This is a genomic window from Enterobacter sp. JUb54, assembly GCF_014298075.1.
GTDB lineage: Bacteria > Pseudomonadota > Gammaproteobacteria > Enterobacterales > Enterobacteriaceae > Klebsiella > Klebsiella lignicola.
Map to the genome: position 1 here is coordinate 2,910,088 of NZ_CP060418.1, position 19,701 is coordinate 2,929,788.

At 60.0% G+C, this 19,701-nt stretch carries 17 protein-coding genes; 14 read left to right on the top strand and 3 right to left on the bottom strand.

Features of this window, described 5'->3' with window-relative positions:
* Positions 1-285 precede the first annotated feature (285 nt).
* The 6 genes from HF679_RS13410 to fbpC all read left to right on the top strand — a co-directional run bounded on the left by HF679_RS13410 (position 286) and on the right by fbpC (position 8,078).
* Positions 286-915 (top strand): response regulator transcription factor, encoded by a 630-nt coding sequence (locus HF679_RS13410; protein ID WP_123755625.1) that lies wholly within the window; start codon positions 286-288, stop codon positions 913-915.
* Entirely contained in the window at positions 915-2,456 is a 1,542-nt protein-coding gene (locus HF679_RS13415) for an MASE1 domain-containing protein (RefSeq protein WP_123755624.1), read from the top strand. Before HF679_RS13410 ends, HF679_RS13415 begins: the two co-directional genes overlap by 1 nt.
* Positions 2,457-2,540: 84 nt before the next feature.
* Positions 2,541-3,845 (top strand): MFS transporter family glucose-6-phosphate receptor UhpC, encoded by a 1,305-nt coding sequence (uhpC, locus tag HF679_RS13420; protein WP_123755623.1) that lies wholly within the window; start codon positions 2,541-2,543, stop codon positions 3,843-3,845.
* Positions 3,842-4,873, top strand: a complete 1,032-nt coding sequence (locus HF679_RS13425; protein WP_123755622.1) for an ABC transporter substrate-binding protein — start codon at positions 3,842-3,844, stop codon at positions 4,871-4,873. The genes uhpC and HF679_RS13425 overlap by 4 nt, the downstream gene beginning before the upstream one ends.
* 68 nt (positions 4,874-4,941) lie before the next feature.
* Entirely contained in the window at positions 4,942-7,020 is a 2,079-nt protein-coding gene (locus HF679_RS13430) for an ABC transporter permease (protein WP_123755621.1), read from the top strand.
* 11 nt (positions 7,021-7,031) lie between these two features.
* The gene (fbpC, locus tag HF679_RS13435; protein ID WP_123755620.1) at positions 7,032-8,078 is read left to right on the top strand and encodes a ferric ABC transporter ATP-binding protein; all 1,047 of its coding nucleotides are present in this window, start codon (positions 7,032-7,034) and stop codon (positions 8,076-8,078) included.
* 67 nt (positions 8,079-8,145) lie between these two features.
* On the opposite strand, the gene mmuM is transcribed toward fbpC, so the two are convergent.
* Positions 8,146-9,078, bottom strand: a complete 933-nt coding sequence (gene mmuM / locus HF679_RS13440) for a homocysteine S-methyltransferase (protein WP_187042121.1) — start codon at positions 9,076-9,078, stop codon at positions 8,146-8,148.
* The gene (gene mmuP / locus HF679_RS13445) at positions 9,065-10,471 is read right to left on the bottom strand and encodes an S-methylmethionine permease (protein ID WP_123755618.1); all 1,407 of its coding nucleotides are present in this window, start codon (positions 10,469-10,471) and stop codon (positions 9,065-9,067) included. Before mmuP ends, mmuM begins: the two co-directional genes overlap by 14 nt.
* 248 nt (positions 10,472-10,719) lie before the next feature.
* Here mmuP and HF679_RS13450 point away from each other — a divergent pair, with 248 nt between their 5' ends.
* From HF679_RS13450 to eutC, 4 genes are all read left to right on the top strand, one after another.
* Positions 10,720-12,102, top strand: coding sequence for a glycoside hydrolase family 28 protein (locus HF679_RS13450; RefSeq protein WP_123755617.1), 1,383 nt, complete (start codon positions 10,720-10,722; stop codon positions 12,100-12,102).
* Between the two features lie 373 nt (positions 12,103-12,475).
* A complete protein-coding gene (gene eat / locus HF679_RS13455) occupies positions 12,476-13,855 on the top strand; it encodes an ethanolamine permease (protein WP_123755616.1) in 1,380 nt (459 codons plus the stop codon).
* 9 nt (positions 13,856-13,864) lie between these two features.
* Entirely contained in the window at positions 13,865-15,238 is a 1,374-nt protein-coding gene (locus HF679_RS13460) for an ethanolamine ammonia-lyase subunit EutB (protein WP_187042122.1), read from the top strand.
* On the top strand, positions 15,235-16,014 hold the full coding sequence (gene eutC, locus HF679_RS13465) for an ethanolamine ammonia-lyase subunit EutC (protein WP_187042123.1): 780 nt from the start codon (positions 15,235-15,237) through the stop codon (positions 16,012-16,014). The genes HF679_RS13460 and eutC overlap by 4 nt, the downstream gene beginning before the upstream one ends.
* Before the next feature lie 105 nt (positions 16,015-16,119).
* On the opposite strand, the gene HF679_RS13470 is transcribed toward eutC, so the two are convergent.
* Complete coding sequence (locus HF679_RS13470; RefSeq protein WP_123755613.1) at positions 16,120-16,296, bottom strand: hypothetical protein; 177 nt, start codon at positions 16,294-16,296, stop codon at positions 16,120-16,122.
* Between the two features lie 273 nt (positions 16,297-16,569).
* On the opposite strand from HF679_RS13470, the gene HF679_RS13475 reads away from it, so the two are divergent.
* From HF679_RS13475 to HF679_RS13490, 4 genes are read left to right on the top strand one after another with little or no spacing between them, the layout of a single operon-like run.
* Positions 16,570-17,379: an ABC transporter substrate-binding protein gene (locus HF679_RS13475; RefSeq protein ID WP_123755612.1), complete on the top strand. Its 810-nt coding sequence runs from the start codon at positions 16,570-16,572 to the stop codon at positions 17,377-17,379.
* A 1-nt stretch (position 17,380) separates the two neighbouring features.
* The gene (locus HF679_RS13480) at positions 17,381-18,199 is read left to right on the top strand and encodes an amino acid ABC transporter ATP-binding protein (RefSeq protein ID WP_123755611.1); all 819 of its coding nucleotides are present in this window, start codon (positions 17,381-17,383) and stop codon (positions 18,197-18,199) included.
* Entirely contained in the window at positions 18,196-18,948 is a 753-nt protein-coding gene (locus tag HF679_RS13485) for an amino acid ABC transporter permease (RefSeq protein ID WP_123755610.1), read from the top strand. Before HF679_RS13480 ends, HF679_RS13485 begins: the two co-directional genes overlap by 4 nt.
* Positions 18,938-19,636, top strand: a complete 699-nt coding sequence (locus tag HF679_RS13490) for an amino acid ABC transporter permease (RefSeq protein ID WP_123755609.1) — start codon at positions 18,938-18,940, stop codon at positions 19,634-19,636. The genes HF679_RS13485 and HF679_RS13490 overlap by 11 nt, the downstream gene beginning before the upstream one ends.
* The last annotated feature ends 65 nt before the right edge of the window (positions 19,637-19,701 follow it).

Here is a 19,701-nt window from a genome sequence, read left to right on the forward strand (position 1 = left end):
TCGAATTATTTAGGGACGTGTATGTTATGAGTGCAGTATTTCCGGCCTGATGTGTTTGATGAAGTAATTAAAAATTCTTGTTAAGAACAAAGCGTTTTTAGAAAAAAAGCGGCAATGCTTATATCCCCAATGGATTTCAAGATGCCGACAGGCGGCAAACAGGCCGCCTGAAGGATGACGTGTATTGCGATTTTGTTACATTCATTGCATAACTGCGCCTGGATGATTGCCAGCGCAGCGGCGGCAGGCATCATAGGCGCCATGATCTGCTAAGAGAGAAGAAACATGATTCGAGTGGTGCTGGTTGACGATCATGTGGTGGTGCGCTCCGGCTTTGCGCAATTGCTCAGCCTCGAAGAAGGCCTTGAAGTTGCGGGCCAGTACAGCTGCGCGGCGCAGGCATGGCCAGCCCTGCTGCGCGATGACATCAACGTGGCAGTGATCGATATCGCCATGCCGGACGAAAACGGCCTGAGCCTGCTGAAACGCCTGCGCGCCCAGAAACCCGACTTCCGCGCCATCATCCTGAGCATCTACGACACCCCGACCTTTGTGCAGAGCGCGTTAGATGCCGGCGCCAGCGGCTATTTAACCAAGCGCTGCGGGCCGGAAGAGCTGGTGCAGGCGGTGCGCTCCGTCGGGCTGGGTGGCCACTACCTGTGCGCCGATGCGCTGCGGGCGTTGCGCGGCGGGCAACAGCCGTCGCCGGTGCTGGACATCCTCACGCCACGTGAACGCGAAGTGTTTGATCTGCTGGTGAAAGGCGATAGCGTCAAGGAGATAGCCTACCGCCTCGAGCTTAGCCATAAAACCGTGCACGTGCATCGCGCGAACGTGCTGGGCAAGTTGCAGTGCCAGAGCACGATAGACCTGGTCCATTTTGCTCTCGATCACCAGCTGCTGACCGGCCATTAATGTCGCGCAATCTGCGTTATTGGGTGATCTCGCTGTTCATCGTGCTGGCCTGGGGAAGCGGCTGGCTGATGCTGTGGACGCTGGGATTCTATTTGACCCACAACGGCCAGCAGGCGGCGCTGTTCCTGCCGCACGGAGTCTATCTGGCGCTGCTGATCCTCCTCTCCCGCCGCTACTGGCCGGCCCTGATGCTGCCGCCCATGGCGATGCTGCTGTGGCTGCACAGCGAACAGTTGCTGAGCGGCTATGCCCTGCTGGCCAGCCCGTTGATTAATCTGCTACCCGCTCGCCTCGCCCAGACTTTCTGGCACCGTTTTCCCCTGTACTGGCAGCGGCTGACGCTGCTGTTGGCCACGGTGACCGCCGCGGCGTTACTCAACACCGCCCTGATGTCGCCGCTGGTGGAAAGCCCGGCGATGCTGCTCGGGCTGGCCGCGTTTACCGGCGGCGTGTTGCTGACGCCGTTCGTCTACCTGATCTTTGAATTTTTACGCCAGCAGCACCGCTACCACCTGCTGGGGCTGGATACCAGCAATCCACCGCTCCGCACCTCGCTGATTATCTGGTGCAGCCTGTTCTTTATCATCGGCATCGGCACCCAGATGGTGTTGTCGCCGGAAATTGAGCGACTGTTGCTGATTGTGGTGTTTCTCCCCAACGTGGTGATGGCCTGGAAGTTTGGCTGGCAGGGCGGCGTGCTCTCCGGCCTGCTGGGCAGCATGATGATCACCATTGCCCGCCAGGTTGGCGTCGGGTTCAGCAATCTGGTTGAACTGGAGATTTTTCTGGCAACCCAGGCGCTGCTCGGGATCGGGCTGGGCATCGCCATCAGCCGCCAGCAGCACCTGGCGCAGAATCTGCACCACTACCGCCAGCGGCTGGAAGCCGAACTGGCCGCACGGCGGGCGCTGACCGAAAAGCTGATCCACACCGAAGAGGACACCCGCAAAAGCCTGGCGCGTGAGCTGCACGATGAGATCGGGCAGAACATCACCGCCATTCAGATTCAGTCTCAACTGGTTAAGCGCTCGCAGGATCCGGCGCAAACCCAGGCCGCAGCCAGCCAGATAAACGATCTCGCCCGGCGGATCCATCACTCCACGCGCCAGCTGCTGCGCCAGTTGCGCCCACCGGCCCTTGACGAGCTGTCGTTCAGGGAGGCGCTGCTGCACCTGCTCAACGACTGCGCGTTTGCCGAACGCGGCATCCGCTGTCAGTTTGACTACCGCCTGACCGCCACGCCGGACAGCGAAACGCTGCGCTTTACCCTCTACCGGCTGCTGCAGGAGCTGCTGAATAACATCTGCAAACATGCCGCCGCCAGCGAGGTGACGATTACCCTGCTTCAGCAGGGTGGGACGTTACGCCTGGAAGTGAAGGATAACGGCGTCGGTATCAGCCCTGACAAAATAGCCGGGTTTGGCATCCAGGGGATGCGCGAACGCGTCAGCGCCCTCGGCGGAGCGCTGACCCTGGAATCGCAGCACGGCACGCGGGTAATTGTTAACCTGCCCACAAATTTGCAACAAAGCGGCACCTGACCAGGAAAAAGTCTTAGCGACTCCGGACTTTATCTCATCCCCTTTCGTCGTCCCTTTCTTATAGTCAGCCCAACGGAGGCGGCCATGCACTCAGGCACAACACGCGAGATCAACCAACGCTATCGGGCGCTTCGTCCACGGCTGCTGATGTGCATGGTCATCGGGTATGCAGCGTTTTATCTGACGCGCAAAAGCGTCAACTACGTGCTTCCGGCGTTACAAACGGATCTCGGTCTGGATAAAGGCGATATCGGCCTGCTGGGGTCGCTGTTTTATCTGACCTACGGGCTGTCGAAATTTACCGCCGGACTGTGGCACGACAGCCACGGGCAGCGCTGGTTTATGGGCATCGGGCTGTTCGCCACCGGCCTATTGAACGTGGTGTTTGCCTTCGGCGAATCGCTGACGCTGCTGCTGGCGGTCTGGACGCTGAACGGTTTTTTCCAGGGCTGGGGCTGGCCGCCCTGTGCCCGACTGCTGACCCACTGGTATTCGCGCAATGAACGCGGCTTCTGGTGGGGGTGCTGGAATATGTCGATCAACATCGGCGGGGCGATTATCCCGCTGATTAGCGCCTTCGCCGCCCACTGGTGGGGCTGGCAGGCGGCGATGCTGGCCCCCGGAACCATCGGCATGGCCGCGGGCCTGTGGCTGATGCTCCAGCTCAAAGGCACGCCACAGGAAGAGGGATTGCCGTCGGTCGGCAACTGGCGTAACGACCCGTTAGAGCTGCGTCAGGAGCAGCAAAGTCCGCCAATGGGGCTGTGGGAAATGTGGCGCACCACGATGCTCAACAACCCGATGCTCTGGCTGCTGGGCGTCTCGTATGTGCTGGTCTATTTGATCCGCATCGCGCTCAACGACTGGGGCAACATCTGGCTGACGGAGAGCCACGGCGTCAACCTGCTCAGCGCCAATGCCACGGTGATGCTGTTCGAAGCCGGCGGTTTGCTCGGCGCGCTGTTTGCCGGATGGGGTTCGGATCTGTTGTTCAGCGGCCAGCGGGCGCCGATGATTTTACTGTTTACGCTCGGGCTGATGGTGTCCGTCGCCGCCCTGTGGCTCGCCCCGGTGCATCACTACGCCCTGCTGGCGATCTGTTTCTTCACCGTGGGCTTCTTCGTTTTTGGCCCGCAAATGCTGATTGGCCTCGCGGCGGTGGAAGCCGGACACAAAGCGGCGGCGGGGTCGATCAGCGGTTTTCTCGGCCTGTTCGCCTATCTGGGCGCGGCGCTGGCAGGTTGGCCGCTGTCACTGGTTATTGAACGCTACGGCTGGCCCGGGATGTTCAGTTCGCTCTCGGTCGCGGCGGTACTTATGGGGCTATTGCTGATGCCGCTGCTGATGGCCGGCATGACCCCCGCTTCTGGTCAAAGGATAAAACAATGAAAAAAACTCTGGTCACTACCCTGATAGCTTCCGGCATTGCGCTGGCCACCCTGAGCGGCGCGGCACATGCCAAAGGCCGCCTGGTGGTCTACTGCAGCGCCACCAACGAAATGTGTGAAGCTGAAACCAAAGCCTTCGGTGAAAAATATGACGTGAAAACGTCATTCATCCGCAACGGATCCGGCAGTACCCTGGCGAAGGTCGATGCCGAGAAGAAAAACCCGCAGGCGGACGTCTGGTACGGCGGCACCCTTGACCCGCAGTCTCAGGCCGGTGAAATGGGTCTGCTGCAACCCTATAAATCGCCTAATCTCGCGCAGGTAATGGAACAGTTTCGCGATCCGGCGAAGCTGAAAGGTAACTACTCCTCGGCGGTGTACGTCGGTATTCTCGGCTTCGGCGTCAACACCGAGCGCCTGAAAGAGAAAAACCTGCCGGTACCGAAATGCTGGAAGGATCTGACCAAACCGGAATACAAAGGCGAGATTCAGATTGCCGATCCGCAAAGCTCCGGCACCGCCTACACCGCGCTGGCGACCTTCGCCCAGTTGTGGGGGGAAGATCAGGCCTTTGATTACCTGAAGCAGCTCAACGCCAACGTCTCTCAGTACACCAAATCCGGCATTGCCCCGGCACGCAACGCCGCCCGCGGTGAAACGGCCATCGGCATCGGCTTCCTGCACGACTATTCGCTGGAAAAAGAACAGGGCGCCCCGCTGGAGCTGATTGCCCCGTGCGAAGGCACCGGTTATGAAATTGGCGGCATCAGCATTCTGAAAGGCGCGCGCAACCTCGACAACGCCAAACTGTTTGTTGACTGGGTGCTGTCGAAAGAGGCCCAGGAGCTGGCATGGAAGAAAGGCAAGTCCTATCAGATCCTGACCAACACCAGCGCCGAAACCTCGCCAAACTCACTGAAGCTCGATGACCTGAAGCTTATCAACTACGACATGGACAAATACGGTTCTACCGATGTTCGTAAAGCGTTGATCAATAAGTGGGTTAGCGAAGTGAAGATGGGTAAATAAACCCGCATTGCGTTCATTTGCCGGGTGATGCGTCAGCGCCTTACCCGGCCAACCTTACCGGAACCGCTATGTCACACACACTTGCACTCCATCCCGTGAAAAAACGGGATGCGATATTCCTTTGGGTTTTGCTCGGCTGGCTGGCGTTTGCCCTGCTGCCGAGCTGGAGCCTGGATTACGGTCTGCTGGAGTCCACGAGCGATGAAATTCTCGCGGCCTACGGCTGGTCACAGTTCACGGTCAGCTGGCTGTGGTATCTGCTGCCGAGCCTGCTGCTGATCCGTCCGTTCCATGAGGCCAGGCGCGAACAGCGCAGCCGTCACTACCTCGATGCCGGCTGGGCGCTGTTGTGCATGGCGTTTATCGTCATCAGCGCCACCGTTGCCGGGCGTGGCCTGGGTTACGCCACCATCGTCCTGTTTGTCGCGCTGGGCGCCATTATGACCACGGCCCTGACGCGCCTCGAATGGCTGGGCGGCGATCGCTTCGTGATTGGCTCTCTGGTCACCATCGTGGCGTTAATTGGCGTGTTTATCGTCTGGCCAAGCATCGCTATTTTCATCCCGATGTTCACCAACGAGGCGGGCGAGTTTGCCCCGCTGGCGTTTATGGCCGTGCTGTCGCAGGCGCATATTGTCCAGGTGATCCTCAACTCCATCGCCCTGTCGATGGCGGTCGGCGTCGGCTGCACCTTCTTTGGCCTGGTGCTGGCGATTTACACCACCCGCATCGCCCAGCGGAGCGCCATTATTGGCCGCATCTTCTCGATTCTGCCGATCGTCACCCCGCCGTTCGTCGTCGGCCTGGGCGTCACGCTGATGATGGGCCGCTCCGGCTACGTCACCGAGTTTATGGTCGAGTGGTTCGGCCTGACCAACACCAACTGGCTGTACGGCTTTACCGGCATCTGGCTGGCGCAGGTGCTGGCCTTCACCCCCATGGCCTTTATGATCCTGGACGGGGCGATCAAAACCATTCACCCCTCGTTGGAAGAAGCGTCGTACACCCTGCGCGCCAGCCGCTGGCAAACCTTTAACGGTGTGTTTGTCCCGCTGCTAAAACCGGCGCTGGCGAATGCCTTCCTGATCGTGATTGTCCAGTCGCTAGCCGACTTCAGTAACCCGCTGGTGCTCGGCGGTAACTTTGACGTGCTGGCCACGCAGATCTACTTCTACATTACCGGCTCGCAGCTCGATTATCAGGCCGCCAGCACCCTCGGCGCCTTCCTGCTGCTGTTCTCGCTGCTGGTGTTCTGCATCCAGTATATGTGGATCGGTAAGCGCTCTTACGTCACGGTATCGGGTAAGTCCTACCGGGGCGACGTTCAGCCGCTGCCGGTTACCCTGGTATGGAGCGTGATCGCCATTCTGGCGGTGTGGATCGCCTTTAACGCCCTGCTCTACGGCAGCATTTTCTACGGCAGCTTTACCGTCAACTGGGGAGTGGATTACACCCTGACGCTGGATAACTTTATCAAGCTGTTTGGCCAGGGAATGAGCGACGGAGCATGGCCTTCCCTGCTCGACACCCTGCTGTATGCCGGGATCGCCGCGCCGATCACCGCCGCCTTCGGCCTGCTGATCGCCTGGATCGTGGTGCGCCAGCAGTTCAAAGGCAAAAAGACCATCGAATTCACCACCATGCTGTGCTTCGCGGTACCGGGCACCGTGGCGGGCGTCTCCTATATTCTCGCCTTTAACAGCGCCCCGGTGTACCTCACCGGCACCGCGGCCATCGTGATTATTTCGATGGTGATGCGTAACGTGCCGGTCGGGATCCGCGCCGGGATAGCCGGATTAGGCCAGATCGATAAATCGCTGGATGAAGCCTCCCTCAGCCTGCGCGCCGGGAGCTTACGCACCATCACCCACATTCTGCTGCCGCTGTTGCGCCCGGCGATCCTCTCGGCGCTGATCTACAGCTTTGTGCGCGCCATTACCACCGTCAGCGCCATCGTGTTCCTCGTCACGCCGGATACCCGCGTGGCAACGGCCTACATCCTCAACCGGGTGGAAGACGGCGAATATGGGGTGGCGATCGCCTACGGTTCGATTCTGATCGTGGTCATGCTGACCATTATTTTCATCTTTGACTGGCTGATCGGGGAAGCACGCATCTCCCGCTCAAAAGCCAAAAACCAGGCGTAATGGAGCGCACTATGAGCCAGAAAAATTTCGTTGAACTGCGCAACGTCACCAAGCGATTCGGCAGCAACATGGTCATCGACAATATCAATCTGACGATCCCCCAGGGGCAGATGGTGACCCTGCTCGGCCCTTCCGGCTGCGGGAAAACCACCATATTGCGTCTGGTGGCCGGGCTGGAAAAACCCAGTGAAGGACAGATTTTCATTGATGGCGAAGACGTGACCCATCGCTCGATTCAGCAGCGTGATATCTGCATGGTCTTTCAGTCCTACGCCCTGTTCCCGCATATGTCGCTGGGTGAGAACGTCGGCTATGGCCTGAAAATGCTGGGCGTATCGCGCAGCGAAGTGAAAACCCGCGTCAAAGAGGCGCTGGCGATGGTGGATCTGGAGGGATTCGAAGACCGCTATGTCGATCAGATCTCCGGCGGTCAGCAGCAGCGTGTGGCGCTGGCGCGAGCGCTGATCCTCAAGCCGAAAGTGCTGCTATTTGATGAACCACTGAGCAACCTCGACGCCAACCTGCGCCGTAGTATGCGCGACAAGATCCGCGAGCTGCAAAAGCAGTTTGATATCACCTCGCTGTACGTGACCCACGATCAGAGCGAAGCCTTTGCGGTCTCCGATACCGTGCTGGTGATGAACAAGGGGCATATCATGCAGATGGGCTCGCCGCAGGATCTCTACCGCCAGCCGGCATCGCGCTTTATGGCGAGCTTTATGGGGGACGCCAACCTGTTCCCGGCCACCTTCCAGCAGGACGCGGTCGATATCTACGGCTACCGCCTGCCGCGACCGGGGCATTTTGTCGCCCAGGGTGCGGGTACCGTCGGCGTGCGTCCGGAAGCCATTACGTTGAGCGATCGCGGCGAGGAGAGCCAGCGCTGCGTGATCCGCCACGTGGCGTATATGGGGCCGCAGTATGAGGTGACGGTGGAGTGGCACGGGCAGGAGATCTTATTGCAGGTCAACGCCACCCGTCTGCAACCGGACGTCGGCGAGCACTATTACCTTGAAATCCACCCCTACGGGATGTTTGTCTTAGCCGATGCGGCGTGATGCATAGCGGCTGACGCCTTACCCGGCCTACAACGCGTAGCTGCAGGTCGGGTAAGTCGACGCGACCTCAGCGCCGTGCGTGGAGCTCAGCAATATCCTTCGGCGTGGTCCGGCAGCAGCCGCCAATCAGCTTCGCCCCTGCCGCCAGCCATTGCGGCAGATGATCGTGCAGCGTGGCGCAGCTTTCGCCATGATGATGCCAGGTTTTACTCTGCGCATCGTAATGCTCGCCGGAGTTCGGGTACACCACCAGCGGCAGCGGAGTCAGGCTCTGCAGATGCGCCAGCGCTACGGTGGTGTTTTCCAGCGCGATGCAGTTAATCCCCACCGCCACCACCTGCGGGTAGCCCTGCAGCAGAGTGATCACCTCACGCAGCGGCGTTCCGTCACTCAGATGTTCGCTATCACGCAGGGTGAACGAGAACCAGGCCCGCGCGCTTGGGTAGCCGCTCAGCAGCTCCGCCAGCGCTGCGATCTCAGCAAAAGATGGCAGGGTTTCGCAGGCCAGCAGATCGGCCCCGGCATCGAGCAGCGCCTCAATGCGCGGGCGATGGAAATCCTGAAACACCTCGCGGCTGCGCACATAGTCGCCGCGATACTCAGAGCCGTCCGCCAGGAACGCGCCGTATGGCCCGACGGAACCGGCCACCAGCAACGTGCCGGCCTGCGGGTTCTCCGCCAGATAAGCCTCCCGCGCCTTGCGCGCCAGCTCAACGCTGCGGCTAATCAACGCTTTCGACTGCGCCTCATCCAGCCCGCGGGCGGCAAACCCGGCCGGCGTCGCCTGATAGCTGGCGGTAATGGCCACCTGCGCCCCGGCGCGGAAGTAATCGAGATGCACATCGCGGATCAGCTGCGGGTTTTCCAGCAGCACTTTCGCCGACCACAGGCTGTCGGCCAGATTGCAGCCGCGTGCTTCCAGCTCCGTTGCCATCGCGCCATCAAGCAGGACAAAGGGCTGGCTGGCAAGAATGGTGGTTAACGGATTATTCTGCGACATGTTGAGGCTCCTGGGTCAATTTCCGTGAACGGGTCAGATAGTAGGCACCATAGCACAGCGCCACGAACGGGATCCCGCACCACAGCGCAATTCTCTGGCTGGGGTCAAACGCCAGGCCAACGCAGGCCACCAGGCACAAAATAAAGCCCAGCACCGGCACCAGCGGATACCACGGCGCACGATAGTGCAGGTCGCTCAGCGCTTTTCCCTGCTGCAGATGACGACGGCGGAACATAAAGTGCGAGGCGCAAATGCTCAGCCATACCGCCACCACCGCGAAGCCGGAAATCGCCGACAGCGCCACAAACACCGTATCCGGCGCCACGACGCTGGAGAACAGCGCCAGCACGCCGCCCAGCATACTGACCGACAGCGCGGTCAGCGGGACGCCGTTTTTATTCACTTTGGCAAAGCACGCCGGCAGCGTTTTCTCATTCGACAGCGACCACAGCATCCGCCCGGAGGCATACAGCCCGGAGTTCGCCGCCGAAAGAATTGCCGTCAGGATCACGAAGTTAAAAATATCCGCGGCATACGGAATCCCGACTTTTTCAAACACCAGCACGAACGGGCTTTTTTCCACCCCGGCCTGCTGCATCGGGATCAGCGCCGCCAGCACAAAGACGGTGCCGATAAAAAAGATAATCAGCCGGGCGATGGTGGTGCGAATCGCCACCGGGATCACTTTATGCGGATTTTCCGTCTCTCCCGCCGCGATGCCAATCAGCTCGGTACCGGAGAACGCAAAGTTCACCGCCACCATGGTCATCAGGATCGGCAGCCCGCCGTGCGGGAACCAGCCTTCGGCAGTAATGTTATGCAGGCCGGGAGCCGGCGAGCCATCTTGCATCGGAATAATGCCGAAGATCGCGGCGCCGCCGAGAATAATGAACGCGATAATCGTGATCACTTTCACCAGCGAGAACCAGAACTCCCCTTCGGCAAAAAAGCGGGTAGAAATTACGTTGAGGCCAAAGATAATCACGCAGAACAGCACGCACCAGATCCACACCGGGATCTGCGGGAACCAGTACTGCATGCAAAATCCGGCGGCGGTAAAGCTGGAACCGAGCGCCACCGTCCAGGTAAGCCAGTACAGCCACGCCACGGTATACCCGGTGGCCGGGCCAAGATAGCGTGAGGCGTAGACGTGAAACGCGCCGGTCTCCGGCATCGCCACCGACAGTTCGCCCAGACACTGCATCACCAGCCATACCACCAGCGCACCGATCAGATAGGCCAGCAGCGTACCTGCCGCGCCGGTGGTGGAGATGATATAGCCGGTATTGAAGAATAACCCTGTGCCAATAACGCCCCCCAATGACAGCATGATCAGGTGGCGGGTCTTCATGGTGCGCTTTAATTGCCCACCTTGTTGTGGTGTTGTTTGCATATTACCTTCTAAACGTATGGACATCTAAACATCCAAAGAGAATTTGTTATACCCTGCCCTACGCCAAATTGCAAAACCCCCCGCACATTCTCGCCGCCAGCGCGCTTTTTTGATGGGCATACGCCAGAAAAAAACGCGCAATATTCAGGCAAATTAACGACAAAGCGTAAATCGTGATCGCCGTACGGCTAATAATAAAATGCGAGTGCTAATTTTATAAAACACAAAACCAAAAAAAGGACGTATTCATGAAACGCCGTACTCTTCCTCTGTTGGCTGCCGTGACCGCGGCGAGCATCCTGCCGGTTGTGCCCGCGCAGGCGGCAAGCCAGGTGACCTTTCCCGATAAAGTCTGCGATATCACCCGCTACGGCGCGGAGGGCCACCGCCTGCAGATTGCCCTCAATACCGAGGCCATCCAAAAAGCGATTGATGACTGCGCCGCCGCAGGCGGAGGAACCGTGCTGGTCCCCAAGGGCAACTATCTGACTAACCCTTTGTTTCTGAAAAGCCATATTCAGCTCAAGCTGGAAAAAGACGCCACCCTGGTAGCGTCGACAGAGGTCGCGGCCTATCGCGGCGATGACAAAACGAAATATGCCGAAGCGGAAAATGGCTGGCTGCCGTTTATCAGCATCGCCGATGCGCAAAACGTCGCGATCGTCGGCGAAGGCACCATCGACGGCCAGGGCGCGGTGTGGTGGGAACGCTGGCGGGAAAATATCCGCGCCACCGGCAAGAAAGGCGGCACCGACCGACCGCGGCTGATTTACATCACCCGCGCGAACAATGTGCTGATCGACGGGGTGACCCTGACCCATTCGCCAAGCTTCCACGTGGTGACCCGCTACGCCCACGATGTCGATATCAACGGCACGCGCATTCTCTCGCCCTGGCATGCGCCGAATACCGACGCCATCGACCCGATTGATAGCCAGAACATCCGCATTACCAATAACTATATCGACTGCAACGACGACCATATCGCCATCAAAGCAGAGAAAGCTGACCCGCGCTTCCCTGATGGCGTGGTGAGTAATATCTATATCGCCAACAACACCCTGAAACAGGGGCGCGGGATCTCCATCGGCAGCGAAAGCTCTGGCGGGGTCAATAACGTCGTGGTGGAAAATAATACCTTTGACGGCTCGATGTACGGCATCCGCATTAAGAGCCCGCGCGGCAAAGGCGGCGAGGTGAAGAACATCGTTTACCGCAATACCAAAATGCATAACGTCGAGGTCCCGCTGGTGTTCTCCGCATACTACAAAGCGGCGCCAATTGTGCAGGCGGAAGTCGACAAGCAGCTACAGGCGGGCGGTTTTACCCTCGGCGAACAGATCTATCCGCCGGACAGCGATCCAAAACAGCCGTTCGACCAGTATAAAACGCCGCACTTTAGCAATATCACCGTCGAAAATTTAACCTCGACCGGCAACAGCAAAGCCGCGGCCTATATCATCGGGACGCCGGAAGCCCCGCTCAGCGGCTTCCATTTTACCAACGTCAATATTGAAGCCGAGAACGGCATCCGGGTGCGTAACGCCGAACTGGAGACCAAAGGCCTCACTCTGAAGGTGAAAACCGGCCCGGCAATCCGCAAAGATGCTGGCGCAATCGTCAGCGAATAACCCCGCGCCCTCGCCTTAAGCGCATCAGGCGGTCTGCACCATAACGGTTGTCAATCGTCGTGCAGGCCGCCTCTTTTTTGCGCATCGCCTCACGCCAGAGCGCGCAAGTCCATGCCGGGAAGATGGCATTCTCTTTGCAACGCTATTCCCTAAATAATTCGAGTTGCAGGAAGGCGGCGACGCAGTGAATCCCCGGGAGCTTACTGAAGTAAGTGACTGGGGTGAACGAGGACAAATTCGTCAGGAACGAATTTGAACGCAGTTTACTGCGCCCGTTAGGGCGAGGCCCAGGGATGGGCCGAGTATTGCCAACGCTCATGCAACTTGAAGTATGACGGGTATATGACTCTCTTCATCTGGCGAGGCAGCGAATATGACAGGGCAAACGACAACATTAAAAAGAACGCTCGGCAGTTTCCGTTTATGGGGGATAGCCGTTGGGCTGGTGATCTCCGGCGAATATTTTGGCTGGAGCTACGGCTGGTCCCAGGCCGGGACAATGGGCTTTATGATTGTGGCGCTGGCGATTGCCGCCATGTACTGCGCCTTTATCTTTAGTTTTACCGAACTGACCACCGCCATTCCGCACGCCGGGGGGCCGTTTGCCTACGCTTACCGCGCCTTTGGCCCCACCGGCGGCTTTATCGCCGGGTTTGCCACCCTGATTGAATTCGTCTTTGCGCCCCCGGCCATCGCCATGGCGATCGGTGCCTATCTTAACGTCCAGTTTCCGGCGTTGGATCCCAAATGGGTGGCCTGCGGCGCCTACGTGGTCTTTATGACGCTGAATATCCTGGGCGTCGGGATTGCCGCCACCTTCGAGCTGATTGTCACCCTGCTGGCGATTTTCGAGCTGCTGGTGTTTATGGGAGTGGTCGCGCCGGGCTTCTCATGGAGCAACTTTACCGCCAACGGCTGGGCGGGAGCGGAAAGCTTCAGCGGCCTGGCGCTGCCGGGAATGTTTGCCGCGATTCCGTTTGCCATCTGGTTCTTTCTGGCCATTGAGGGCGCGTCGATGGCGGCTGAAGAAGCCAAAGATCCGCAGCGCACCATTCCGCGCGCCCTCGGCGGCGGCATTCTGACCCTGACGGTCCTGGCTATCGGGGTGATGGTGTTTGCCGGCGGCGTCGGCGACTGGCGCACCCTCGCCAACATCAACGACCCGCTGCCGCAGGCGATGAAAATGGTGGTCGGCAGCAGCAGCGGCTGGCTGCATATGCTGGTGTGGCTGGGACTGTTTGGCCTGGTGGCGTCGTTCCACGGCATCATTATGGGTTACTCGCGCCAGATCTACTCCCTGGCGCGGGCCGGCTACCTGCCCGCCCGTCTCGCCACCCTCAACCGCCGTACCCGCACCCCGTATCTGGCGATCCTTGCCGGGGGCGTGGTCGGCATCGCGGCGATTTTCTCCGACTCGCTGATCACCATCAGCGGCATGCCGCTGACCGCCTGCATCGTCACGATGTCGGTATTTGGCGCTATTGTTATGTATATCACCTCGATGGCGGCGCTGTTTAAGCTGCGCCGCAGCGAGCCGAACCTGATTCGTCCGTTCCGCGCGCCGCTCTACCCGTGGGCCCCGGCCTTCGCGCTGGCGATGGCGGTGCTCTGCCTGGTCGCGATGGTCTGGTACAACCCGCTGCTGGCGCTGATTTTCGCGGCCATGATGCTGGGGGGCTATCTGTGGTTTCGCAAAACCGCCTCAGCCCGTGAACGCGCCCCGCTGGATCCGCAGCTGCGCATCGTTTCGTAAGGAGTCGGCATGTATAAAACCACGCTATCGGGCCAGGTATGGCGCTTTGATAGTCTGAAAACGCTGATGGCTAAGGCCTCGCCAGCCCGTTCCGGCGACGCCCTCGCGGGCGTGATCGCCGATAGCGCCGAAGAACGGATGGCGGCGAAAATTGCGCTGACGGAGATTCTGGCCAATCCCCTCATTCCGTATGAGCAGGATGAGGTGACCCGGCTGATTATCGACACCCACGACAGCGCAGCGTTTGCCGCCATTCGTCATCTGACGGTGGGGGATTTTCGCGACTGGCTGCTGGATGACGCCACCGATACCGCCACACTGCAACAGGTAGCCCGGGCGATTACCCCGGAAATGGCGGCGGCGGTCAGCAAACTGATGCGTAATCAGGACCTGATCCTCGCGGCCAGCAAGTGCCGGGTCATCACCCGCTTTCGCAATACCATTGGCCTGCCGGGGCACCTTAGCGTGCGCCTGCAGCCCAATCATCCAACGGATGACATGAAAGGGATCGCCGCCAGCATGCTTGACGGCCTGCTGTACGGCGCGGGGGATGCGGTTATCGGCATCAACCCGGCCAGCGACAGCCTGCCGGTTCTGGCGCAGCTCAACCATATGCTCGACGATATTATCCAGCGCTTCGCCATCCCGACCCAGTCCTGCATTCTGACCCACGTCACCAACACCCTGCAGCTGATTGAGCGCGGGGCGCCGGTGGACCTGGTGTTTCAGTCGGTGGCAGGCACCGAGGCGGCCAACAGCGGCTTTGGTATCAACCTGGCGCTGCTGCAGGAGGCGCGCGAAGCCGCCCTGAGCCTCAATCGCGGCACCCTGGGCAACCACGTGATGTATTTCGAAACCGGACAGGGCAGCGCGCTGTCCGCCAACGCCCATCACGGCGTCGATCAGCAGACCTGCGAAGCCCGCGCCTACGCCGTGGCCCGTCATTTCGAGCCGCTGCTGGTCAATACGGTGGTGGGATTTATTGGCCCGGAGTATCTCTACGACGGTAAGCAGATTATCCGCGCCGGTCTGGAAGACCACTTCTGCGGGAAGCTGATGGGGCTGCCGATCGGCTGCGATGTCTGCTACACCAACCATGCGGAAGCGGATCAGGACGATATGGACACCCTGCTGACCTTGCTGTGCAACGCCGGGCTGACCTTTCTCATCGGCGTACCGGGCGCCGACGACATCATGCTCAACTACCAGAGCACCTCGTTTCACGATGCGCTGTACGCCCGCCGTCTGCTGGGGTTAAAGCACGCCCCTGAATTTGCCGCCTGGCTGGCGAAAATGCAGATTATCGACCCGGACGGTACGCTGCGCCTGACCGATGCCCGCCATCCGCTGCTCTCCGTCCTGCCGCAAGGAGCACCAGTATGAACCGACCCGATGCCTGGAACCCGCTGCGCGAATTTACCGATGCGCGGATCGCCCTGGGACGCAGCGGCGCCAGCCTGCCCACCCGTGAAGTGCTCAACTTCGGCCTTGCCCATGCCAGGGCCCGCGATGCGATTCACCGGCCATTTGAAAGCGAGCAGCTGGAACCGCCGCTGGCAGAGATGGGGTTGTCATCGTTGACGGTGCACAGCGCCGCCAGCGATCGCCATATTTACTTTAATCGCCCCGACCTCGGGCGGCGGTTGAGTGACGCCAGCCGCGCCGATCTGGCCGCCAGCGGCACCCGTCCGGCGGACCTGTTGCTGGTGATTGGCGACGGGCTGTCGTCGTATGCCGTGCACCGGCAGGCGTTGCCGTTGATTCGCGCCCTGCTGCCCTATCTGCAGACGTTGAGCATCAGCCTGGCGCCGGTGGTGCTGGCCCATCAGTCGCGGGTGGCGCTGGGCGATGATATCGGCGAAACGTTACAGGCCAGAGCGGTGGCGATATTAATTGGCGAGCGCCCAGGGCTCTCGTCTCCGGACAGCCTCGGGGTCTATCTGACCTGGCAACCGCATCGTCAGCGGCTGGAGTCAGAGCGCAACTGTATTTCGAATATTCGCCCGGACGGGCTGGGATATGAAGCCGCCGCCTTTAAGCTGGCGTGGCTGCTGGAGCAGGCGTTTTTACGTCGTCTGACCGGCGTGCATCTCAAAGATGAGAGCGACAATCCGGCGCTACATGGCAAGGTCAAACCGTTGGGGATTGGCAAAAATTAAAGCTGCTGGCGGCTGCGGATACTGTCCCGTTTACCGCAACCGCCAGTAGCCTCGCGCTACACAAAGCACACCTCATTCCAGTAGGCTTCACGCGTCCTGCGTCGCTCAGTATGTTTTATCATGACGGAACCACCTTGTTTCAACATTCGCGATATCCACGCCGTACAGGCTGGCGACCGGTAATATTGCCTCCATCATGCGTTGGGTATCCTGCTGCCCGGCTTCACCGTTAGATAAAAACGCCAGCCAGCCCGTGATCCGTTGCCATAGTGCCACTTTCATTTTTCCTCCGTCGGGACGCAATGTGTCTGACGTTATTTCAACCACAGATGACGCCGGGCGGGAAATATCAATTCCTGATTACGATTCCCAAAAGATGCAAATTACCGACCTTCCCGTCGCCCGGAAGCTGGTACATAGCTGGCGCAGAGATACCCATATTTTCCTTATGTGTATTTCGATATAAATAAGCATTTTTTCTTCTTTGCCCGGCCCGGTGAATCTGTGGGAGCGTAATAGCCACAACATAAAAACAGGGATTCAGGGGATTAAATTATGCGCATGGCAAAAACAACACTCGTGTTAGCACTGGGGATTCTGGGGTTAACGACGCAGGCCCAGGCGGACCAGCTGGCCGATATCAAGGCTGCAGGCGTGGTCAAAGTCGCCACTTTTGATGCCAACCCGCCGTTCGGCTCGGTTGATCCAAAAACCCACCAGCTGGTGGGCTATGACGTCGATTTTGCCAACGCGCTGGCAACCTCGCTGGGGGTAAAACTGGAACTGGTCGCCACTAACCCGGCCAACCGTATTCCGCTGCTGCAGTCCGGCAAGGCTGACCTGATCGTCGCCGACATCACCATCACCCCGGAGCGCGCTCAGGTAATTGATTTCTCAACACCTTATTTTGTTACCGGCCAGCAGTTCCTCGTACCGGTCAAAGCGGCAGACCAGCTCGACAGCTACAGCAAAGCGCGGATTGGCGCGGTAAAAGGCACCACCGGCGAACAGGCGCTGCACCAACGCTTCCCGCAGTCGCGGGTGCTCTCCTATGACGATATTCCGCTGGCGCTGACCGCGCTGCGCAACGGCAACGTCCAGGCCATTACCCAGGACAGCACCATTCTGGCCGGTTTGCTGGCAGAGGCGCCGGACAAAGCCAGCTTTAAAATCATCCCCGACCTGCTGAGCAAAGAGGAAATTGGCGTGGGGGTTAAAAAAGGTGAACCTGCGCTGCTGAAGGCGGTCAACGACGAGCTGGTGAAGCTGGAGCAATCCGGCCAGGCGGCAAAAATCTATGATGTCTGGTTTGGTCCTGCCACCAAAACCCCACAGCCGCGCGCGTTTACCATAGAAGCGAAATAATATGTTATCGGGTCTGTTTTCACGCTCCGCGGCTTCGTCCGCGGATTTTTCACATTTGCAGCGCGCCAGTATCGAATTTCGCCAGGCGGCCAAACGCTACGGCGACCATCAGGTTCTCAACGGGATCGACCTGCAGATTGAGCCGGGGGAAGTAGTGGCGATCCTTGGCCCGTCGGGATCGGGGAAATCAACGCTGATCCGCCTGATCAACCAGCTCGAATCCCTGAGCAATGGTGAGATCCTGATCGACGGAAAACCCACCCGCCAGTTGACGAACAGCGCCCTGCGCCAGTTACGCAGCCGGGTGGGTTTTGTGTTTCAGCAGTTCAATCTCTATGCCCACCTGACGGCACAGGAAAATATCACCCTCGCGCTGGAGCGCGTCCACGGCTGGCAGAAAAATGCCGCCCATAGGCGGGCGCTGGAGCTGCTGCACCAGGTCGGGCTGGAAGATAAGGCGCAGCACATGCCCTCTCAGCTCTCCGGCGGCCAGCAGCAGCGGGTGGCCATCGCCCGGGCGCTCGCCTCCTCGCCGCAAATTATCCTCTTCGATGAACCAACCTCAGCGCTCGATCCGGAAATGATTGGCGAAGTGTTGCTGGTCATGAAGCAGCTGGCCCACAGCGGTATCACCATGGTGGTGGTGACCCACGAGATGCAGTTTGCCCGCGATATTGCCGACCGGGTAGTGTTTATCGACGGCGGCGATATTCTCGAAGTGGCGCCCCCGGCGGACTTTTTCGCCCGGCCCCAGCACGCCCGCACCCGGCGCTTTCTGCAAAAGGTGCTGGATCCGCTGCACCAGGAGAGCCTCGAATGACCCCGCTACTCGACTGGCATGGCGTGCTGAGCGGGCAGCCGCTACAGTGGATCATTTCCGGTTTTCTCACCACCCTGTGGGTCAGCGTCGCCGGTATCTTGCTGGCGACCGCGCTGGCGATTGTGCTGCTGGCCCTGCGCTTAGGCGGCGGGCGAACCGGGCGCGGCCTGGTAGCCTGCTGGGTTTCGTTGTTTCGCAACACCCCGCTGCTGGTGCAACTGCTGTTCTGGTATTTCGCCGCCTGGAACCTGCTGCCGCTGGCGGTGCGGGATTTCATTAATGCCGACCACGCCTGGTCCATTCTGCCGGGCAACGTCTGGTGGCTGACGCCGGAGTTTCTCTGCTCCATGTGGGGGCTGGGGGTGTTTACCTCGGCGTTTCTGGTGGAAGAGATCGCCTCCGGACTGCGTGCCGTCAGCCACGGCCAGCGCGAAGCGGCCCTCGCGCAGGGCTTTACGCCGTGGGGCGAGCTGCGTCATATCCTGCTGCCGCAAGGGCTGACCAACGCCTGGCAGCCGATCGTCGGCCAGTATCTGAACCTGATGAAGCTCTCATCGCTCGCCAGCGGCATCGGCTTTGCCGAGCTGACCTACCAGGTGCGGCAAATTGAGAGCTATAACGCTCACGCGCTGGAGGCCTTCGCCGTCGGCACGGTGCTGTATCTGGCGCTCGGGGTGATCATGGGGATGGTGCTGACGCGTCTCGGTCCGGGCAAAACGCCGCTCAGGAGCCTGTCGCATGAACGCTAATCTGGCGGTGATCGCCGATAACCTCGATTACCTGCTGTGGGGACGACTGGCGGAAGGCATTCCCGGCGGCGTCGCCCTGACGCTGATGATGGCGATTGGCGCGGCGGCGCTGGCGCTGCCCCTCGGCGTTGTGCTGGCCGGGGCCGCCTGGCGTTACGGCGGCGTGGTGCGTCGGGTGCTGTTTCTGTGGGCCGAGCTGATCCGCGGCATTCCGCTTATTTTCGTCATTTTCTGGCTGTGGTATCTGCTGCCGATGCTCACCGGGAGCGATCTGCCGGGGGCGGTGACGGTGACCCTGGCGCTGGCATGGTTTACTGCCGCATCGGTGATGCATTCGGTGCTGGCAGGCCTGCAGTCGTTACCCGCCGGGCAGCCTGAAGCCGCCCGCAGCCAGGGCTTTTCTGCCGGGCAAACGCTGCGCTTTGTCCTGCTGCCCCAGGCGCTACGCAACGTGCAGCCGTCGCTGGTGGGGATTTTTATCAACCTGCTGAAAGACACCTCGCTGGCGTTTATCGTTAACGTCCCGGAGCTGACCACCGTCGCCGGTCAGGTCAACAACCGGGTGCAGATCTACCCGCTGGCGATTTTTGTCTTCACCGGCGTGGTCTACTACCTGCTGTGCTGCGGCCTGAGCCTGCTGGCCAACCGCCGCTTTAGCCGGCGTCACGCCCGCGGCCAGGCCGCCTGACGCGCCGTCTGACGGGCCCCGGCATCCTGCGCCAGGGCCCGTTTTTTCCTGCCGGTTTCGCCGCC

What these genes read in the sequence shown, in the direction of transcription:
- HF679_RS13410 (WP_123755625.1), top strand. Translation starts at nt 286, where the DNA reads ATGATTCGAGTGGTGCTGGTTGACGATCATGTGGTGGTGCGCTCCGGC.
- HF679_RS13415 (WP_123755624.1), top strand. Translation starts at nt 915, where the DNA reads ATGTCGCGCAATCTGCGTTATTGGGTGATCTCGCTGTTCATCGTGCTG.
- uhpC (WP_123755623.1), top strand. Translation starts at nt 2,541, where the DNA reads ATGCACTCAGGCACAACACGCGAGATCAACCAACGCTATCGGGCGCTT.
- HF679_RS13425 (WP_123755622.1), top strand. Translation starts at nt 3,842, where the DNA reads ATGAAAAAAACTCTGGTCACTACCCTGATAGCTTCCGGCATTGCGCTG.
- HF679_RS13430 (WP_123755621.1), top strand. Translation starts at nt 4,942, where the DNA reads ATGTCACACACACTTGCACTCCATCCCGTGAAAAAACGGGATGCGATA.
- fbpC (WP_123755620.1), top strand. Translation starts at nt 7,032, where the DNA reads ATGAGCCAGAAAAATTTCGTTGAACTGCGCAACGTCACCAAGCGATTC.
- mmuM (WP_187042121.1), bottom strand. Translation starts at nt 9,078, where the DNA reads ATGTCGCAGAATAATCCGTTAACCACCATTCTTGCCAGCCAGCCCTTT.
- mmuP (WP_123755618.1), bottom strand. Translation starts at nt 10,471, where the DNA reads ATGCAAACAACACCACAACAAGGTGGGCAATTAAAGCGCACCATGAAG.
- HF679_RS13450 (WP_123755617.1), top strand. Translation starts at nt 10,720, where the DNA reads ATGAAACGCCGTACTCTTCCTCTGTTGGCTGCCGTGACCGCGGCGAGC.
- eat (WP_123755616.1), top strand. Translation starts at nt 12,476, where the DNA reads ATGACAGGGCAAACGACAACATTAAAAAGAACGCTCGGCAGTTTCCGT.
- HF679_RS13460 (WP_187042122.1), top strand. Translation starts at nt 13,865, where the DNA reads ATGTATAAAACCACGCTATCGGGCCAGGTATGGCGCTTTGATAGTCTG.
- eutC (WP_187042123.1), top strand. Translation starts at nt 15,235, where the DNA reads ATGAACCGACCCGATGCCTGGAACCCGCTGCGCGAATTTACCGATGCG.
- HF679_RS13470 (WP_123755613.1), bottom strand. Translation starts at nt 16,296, where the DNA reads ATGAAAGTGGCACTATGGCAACGGATCACGGGCTGGCTGGCGTTTTTA.
- HF679_RS13475 (WP_123755612.1), top strand. Translation starts at nt 16,570, where the DNA reads ATGCGCATGGCAAAAACAACACTCGTGTTAGCACTGGGGATTCTGGGG.
- HF679_RS13480 (WP_123755611.1), top strand. Translation starts at nt 17,381, where the DNA reads ATGTTATCGGGTCTGTTTTCACGCTCCGCGGCTTCGTCCGCGGATTTT.
- HF679_RS13485 (WP_123755610.1), top strand. Translation starts at nt 18,196, where the DNA reads ATGACCCCGCTACTCGACTGGCATGGCGTGCTGAGCGGGCAGCCGCTA.
- HF679_RS13490 (WP_123755609.1), top strand. Translation starts at nt 18,938, where the DNA reads ATGAACGCTAATCTGGCGGTGATCGCCGATAACCTCGATTACCTGCTG.